This window comes from Streptomyces marinisediminis (genome assembly GCF_026262575.1).
In the GTDB taxonomy this organism is placed as follows: domain Bacteria; phylum Actinomycetota; class Actinomycetes; order Streptomycetales; family Streptomycetaceae; genus Streptomyces; species Streptomyces marinisediminis.
The window spans coordinates 1-5,183 of sequence record NZ_JAPKFL010000060.1 but is presented as its reverse complement, the minus strand read 5'-3'; the positions used below and the strand labels follow the sequence as shown (position 1 = coordinate 5,183).

At 76.9% G+C, this 5,183-nt stretch carries 2 protein-coding genes; both read right to left on the bottom strand.

Annotated elements, in window-relative coordinates; genetic code table 11:
• A partial coding sequence (locus OSB71_RS23945) for a beta-ketoacyl synthase N-terminal-like domain-containing protein (RefSeq protein ID WP_265950899.1) occupies positions 1 to 829 on the bottom strand: 829 nt, incomplete at its 3' end.
• Between the two features lie 54 nt (positions 830 to 883).
• Positions 884 to 5,183 (bottom strand): type I polyketide synthase (locus OSB71_RS23940; protein ID WP_265950898.1); only part of this gene is annotated, 4,300 nt, incomplete at its 5' end.

The window sequence follows — 5,183 nt, the reverse complement described above, 5'->3', positions numbered from 1 at the left end:
ACAACAGCAGACCCACCCCCTCGGCCCACCCCGTCCCGTCCGCCCCCGCCGAGAACGACTTGCACCGGCCGTCGGGCGACAGGCCGCGCAGCCGGGAGAACTCGACGAAGGGCATGGGCGTGGCCAGCACCGTCACGCCGCCGGCCAGCGCGAGTCCGCACTCGCCGCGGCGCAGCGCGCCCGCCGCCAGGTGCAGGGCGACCAGCGAGGACGAGCACGCGGTGTCGACCGTGACCGCCGGGCCCTCCAGCCCGAAGGTGTAGGCCAGCCGGCCCGACGCGACGCTGCCGGCGCTGCCGCTGTAGAGGTAGCCCTCGAACTCCTGCGGCGGCAGGTGGGGGCGGGAGCCGTAGTCGTTGTACATGGCGCCGACGAACACGCCCGTGCGGCTGCCGCGCACCGAGTCCGGCACGATCCGCGCCCGCTCGAAGGTCTCCCAGGCGGTCTCCAGCAGCAGCCGCTGCTGCGGGTCGGTGGCCAGCGCCTCGCGCGGGGACATCCCGAAGAACTCGGGGTCGAACTCGTCCGCGTCGTGCAGGAACCCGCCGTGCCGGGTGGAGGAGTGGCCGACCGCCTCGGGGTCGGCGTCGTAGAGGTCCTCGGGCCACCCGCGGTGCTCGGGGAAGGGCGACACCGCGTCGACGCCGTCGGCGACCACCCGCCACAGGTCCTCGGGCGACCGCACCCCGCCGGGGTAGCGGCAGGCCATGCCGACGATCGCGATCGGCTCCTGGTCCTTCTCCTCCACCTCGCGCAGACGCTTGCGGGTGGCACGAGCGTCGGCCACCGCACGCTTGAGGTACTGGCGGAGTTGGTTCTCGTCACTCACGTTCGTCTCAGCTCCATGGTCGAGTGTGGAAGGGGGACGGTGGGTGCGGCCGGGTCAGTCGAACTCGTCGACGAGGGCGAACAGGTCCTCGTCGGTCGCGGTCTCCAGGTCGTCGCCGTCCTCGTCGGACGGGGCGGTGCCGTCGGCCAGCTCCAGCAGTTCCCTGAGCCGGGCGACGACGCGCTCCTGTGCCGAGGCGTCGGTCAGCGCCTCCGGCAGCAGGCCCCGCAGCCGGTCGAGGTCGGCCAGCAGAGGTTCGGCCGGGGACGGGGCCGTGGTCTCGACGCTCAGCTCCGCGCGCAGGTAGCGGGCCAGGGCGCCGGGGTTGGGGTGGTCGAAGACGACCGTGGTGGGCAGCCGCAGCCCCGTGGCGCCGCCCAGCTGGTTGCGCAGCTCGATCGCGGTGAGGGAGTCGAACCCGACCTCGCTGAAGGCGCGGGCCGCGTCGATCGCCGCGGGGTCGGAGTGGCCCAGGACGGCGGCCGTCTTGGCCCGGACCAGGTCGGTGAGCACCCGCTCCTGTTCGGCCGGCGGCAGCGGGGCGAGGCGCTCGGGCAGCGACGCCTGCTGCCGGGGCGCGGCGGCGGGCCGGGGTGCCAGCCCGCGCAGGACGGCGGGGAGCTGCGTCGCGGCGCGCAGCGCCGGGGTGTCCAGGTGCGTGAGGGCCTGGACGGGGCGGTCGAGGGTGAGGGCGGTGTCGAACAGCGCCGTGGCCTCGGGCGCGGTGAGGGGCCTGAGCCCGAGCCGGGACAGGCGTTGCAGGTCGGCGTCCGACAGGTGGGCGCTCAGGGCGCTGGTGTCGTCCCACAGGCCCCAGGCCAGCGAGTGGGCGGGGAGCCCGGCCGCGTGCCGGTGGTGGGCCAGGGCGTCCAGGAAGGTGTTGGCCGCCGCGTAGTTGGCCTGCCCCGGAGTGCCCAGCAGACCCGCCACCGAGGAGTACAGCACGAACGCCGACAGCTCGCGGTCCCGCGTCAGCTCGTGCAGGTTCCACGCCCCGTCCACCTTCGGACGCAGCACACCCGCGAGCTGCTCCGCCGACAGGGAGGCGATCGTCGCGTCGTCCGTCGTGCCCGCGGTGTGGACGACGGCGGTCAGCGGGTGCTCCTCCGGCACGTCGGCGAGCACCGCCGCCAACGCCTCCCGGTCGGCCGCGTCGGCCGCCACCACCCGCACCCGCGCCCCCAGCTCACCCAGCTCCCGCACCAACTCCCCCGCACCCGGACTGTCCAGACCCCGCCGACTCAGCAGCAGCAGACGCCGCACCCCGTGCACAGCCACCAGATGCCGCGCCAGAATCGCCCCCAGCGCCCCGGTGCCACCGGTGATCAGCACCGTGCCGTCCCGGCCGTCCGCGCCGGCCAGGGCCGGCGGCGCGAGGGTGCCGGGGTCGGCGGGCGCGAGCCGGGGGACGAACGCCTGCCCGGCCCGCAGGAGGAGCTGTGGTTCGCCGGTGGCCAGCGCCGCGCCGAGGGCCTGGCGGGTCCCGGCGTGGTCGTCGGCGTCGACGAGGGTGATGCGGCCGGGCTGTTCGGCCTGGGCCGAGCGGAGCAGGCCCCAGCCGCCGGCCGACGCCAGGTCGGTGAGGTCCTCGCCGTCGCGGGGGACGGCTCCGCTGGTGAGCACGACCAGGTGCGTGGCGGCGAAGTGCTCGTCGGTCAGCCAGTCCCGCACGGTGCCCAGCAGGTCGGCCAGGGCGGCGCGGGTCGCGGCGGGGACGCCGTCCGCGCCCCCGGTTCGCGGCGGGTCCAGCGGGAGCAGGACCGTCGCGGGGGCGGGCGCGCCGTCGTCGACCGCCCGGCGCAGCGCGGCGAGGTCGGCGTGGGTGCGGTCGCCGGGCAGGCCGCGGTCCGGGCCGAGGACGGTCCACTCCGGGGCGGCGGAGGCGGTGTCGAGCGGCACGGGGTCCCAGCGCAGGTCGAACAGCGCCCGGGAGGGCCGCGCGGTCGCCGCCGGCAGGTCGCCGGGGGACAGCGGGCGCAGCAGCAGCTCCTCCACCGCGGCCACGGGCTGCCCCGCGTCGTCGGTGAGGGTGAGCCCGACCGCGACGGTGGTGTCGTCGGACTTCCGCAGCGTGAGCCGGGCCCGGACCGCGTCCGCGCCGGGGGCGGAGAGGCTGACGCCGGACCAGGAGAACGGCACCATGGGACGCGTCGCCACGTCCGCCACCCCGGGCAGCAGCGGGTGCAGCACCGCGTCGAGCAGCGCCGGGTGCAGCGCGTGCCCCGCGGTGGCGGGGTGCTCGTCGGACAGGGCGACGCGGGCGTAGAGGTCGTCCTGGTGCCGCGCGACCGCGTGCAGGTTCTGGAACAGCGGCCCGTACCGGTAGTCGTGCTCGTCGGCGAGCCGGGCGTAGACGTCGTCGAGGTCGATCTCCAGGGCCCCGGTCGGCGGCCGCGTGTCGGCGGGCGGCGCGGCGGCCGGGCCGGGGCTCACCGCGCCCTCGGCGTGCCGGGTCCACGGCCGGTCCGCGCCGTCCTGGGCGCCGGCCGCCCGGGAGTGGACGGTCAGCGGACGCCGCCCCGTGTCGTCGGGGGCGCCGACGGTGACCTGGAGCTGGACGTCGTCGTGCTCCCCGAGCACCAGCGGCGCGGTCAGGGTGAGCTCGTCGACCAGCGCGCAGCCGACCTGCCGGGCGGCGTGCAGCGCGAGGTCCACGAAGGCGGCCCCGGGCAGCAGCACGGTGCCCAGCACGGTGTGGTCGGCCAGCCACGGGTCGCCGCGCAGCCCCACGCGTCCGGTGAGGACGGTGAGGTCGCTGCCCGCCAGGTCCACCGCCGCACCGAGGAGCGGGTGGCCGGCCGCGTCGAGGCCGAGGTCGGCGGCGTCGCCGACGGTGTCCGCCGCCGTCAGCCAGTAGCGCTGCCGCTGGAAGGGGTAGCCGGGCAGCGGCACGCGGCGGCCGCCGGGGAGGACGGCGTCCCAGTCGAGGCCGGTGCCGCGCAGGCCGCAGCGGGTCAGGGCGGAGGCGGCGGTCAGCGTCTCGGGCCGCTGGGCGCGCAGCAGCGGGGCCGCCGAGGCGGGCGGTGCCGTCAGGCAGGGCTGCACCAGCGCCGAGAGCACCCCGTCGGGCCCCAGTTCCAGGTAGTCGGTGACGCCCTCGGCCGCCAGGCGGCGCACCCCGTCGGCGAAGCGCACCGCCTGCCTGACCTGGTCCACCCAGTAGCGCGGGGTGCACAGTGTCGCGGCGTCCACCAGGTCTCCGGTGACGGTGGACACGATCGGCAGCGCGGGCGGGTGGAAGGCGACCTGCTCGGCCACCCGCGCGAAGGCGTCGAGCATGCCGTCCATGCGGTGGGAGTGGAACGCGTGCGAGACGACGAGCCGCTTGACCTTGCGGCCCTCGGCCCGCCACCGCTCCTCCAGCGCGGCGACCGCCTCCTCGTCACCGGAGACGACGACGGAGCGGGGGCCGTTGACCGCCGCCAGGCTCACCCCGTCGGGCAGGGTGACCTCGGCCTCCTCGGCCTCCACCGCGAGCATCGCGCCGCCGGGGGGCAGCGCCTCCATCAGCCGGCCCCGGGCCGCCACCAGGGTGCAGGCGTCGGCGAGCGAGAGGACGCCGGCGACGTGGGCGGCGGCGAACTCGCCGACGGAGTGGCCCAGCAGGTAGTCCGGGGTGACGCCCCAGGACTCCGCGAGCCGGAACAGTGCCACCTCCAGCGCGAACAGGGCGGGTTGCGCGTACGCGGTGCGGTTCAGCTCGTCCCCGCCGTCGAACACCAGCTTCGCCAGCCCGGGTTCGAAGTGGGCGCAGACCTCGTCGAAGGCGGCGGCGAAGACCGGCGAGGCCGCGTGCAGCTCGCGGCCCATGCCCGGCCGCTGGCTGCCCTGCCCCGTGAACAGGAACGCGGTGCCGGTGCGCGGGCCGCTCTGGGCGCGCACGACCCCGGGGGCGTCCTCGCCCCGGGCCAGCGCGTCCAGGGCGTCCAGCAGTTCGTCCCGGTCGTGGCCGAGCACGGCGGCCCGGTGCTCGTGCCGGGCGCGTCCGGTGGCGAGGGAGAGGCCGACGTCGAGCGGGGCCAGCTCGGGGCGCTCCCCGACGTGCCGCCGCAGCCGTTCGGCCTGGGCCCGCAGGGCGGCGTCCGTCTTGGCGGAGAGCACCCACGGCAGCGCAAGGCCCGGCTCCGGGCGCGGCTCGTCCCGTTCCGCGGGGGGTGCGGCGGGCGCCTGTTCGATGACGACGTGGGCGTTGGTGCCGCTGATCCCGAAGGAGGAGACGGCGGCGCGGCGGGGGTGGGTGGTCTCGGGCCAGTCGCGGGCCTCGGTGAGCAGGGCCAGGGCGGAGCCGTCCCAGTCGACGTGGGGGGTGGGCTCCTGGGCGTGCAGGGTGCGCGGCAGCACGCCGTGCCGCATC